This window comes from Bradyrhizobium sp. NAS80.1 (assembly GCF_001908205.1).
Taxonomy (GTDB): Bacteria; Pseudomonadota; Alphaproteobacteria; order Rhizobiales; family Xanthobacteraceae; genus Bradyrhizobium.
The window spans coordinates 1-571 of record NZ_LGHL01000526.1 but is presented as its reverse complement, the minus strand read 5'-3'; the positions used below and the strand labels follow the sequence as shown (position 1 = coordinate 571).

The 571-nt window shown below is 55.7% G+C and carries 1 protein-coding gene; it reads right to left on the bottom strand.

Annotated elements, in window-relative coordinates:
* Window positions 1–551: hypothetical protein (locus AC629_RS44670; protein WP_143199984.1), on the bottom strand; the 551-nt coding region annotated here is incomplete at its 3' end.
* Window positions 552–571: the final 20 nt, after the last annotated feature.

Genomic DNA, 571 nt, shown 5'->3' with positions numbered 1-571 from the left:
AGGACGGTGATTTCTTGCCTAACGCCGCCTAGCTCCGTGGAAATCGAATTGTCGACGACTCGCCTGACCAACTCCTTGGGAACGAAACGCGAGAACGACCATATTGTGCGCTCGGCGAGGCTTACGGTGAGGCCTAGTTCGTAAATTTCCCTGATGTAGGAACCGATCGGCGAACTCTCGGGGGCACCCATCGTCTGCAGCTTGGCCGCCTGGGCCGTTATCGCTTTTATGGAACGGGACATCTTGCTCCCGAAAAACCAGACGGCCGGCACAAAGGCGACACTGGCGATCGATGCGATGATCAGCCCGACCCGGTTCAATCTCTTAATATCTTTGACAAAATCGTCTTGCTGCGCGACCATCAGGACGTAAACGCCAAATTGTCCGCCCAGTTTGAATTTCCTCAACCGGAAGAGGAAATTCCGCCCTCGTTCATCGCGGGTGTTTCCATCGTATTGGTCGGCACCATCCCAGGCTCTCAGGATCGACGACGCCAGTCCGCCACCCATTTGCTTGACGCCGAACAGCTGCGGATGCGAAGGATGCGTCATCGCATCCTCGACGAATTGTA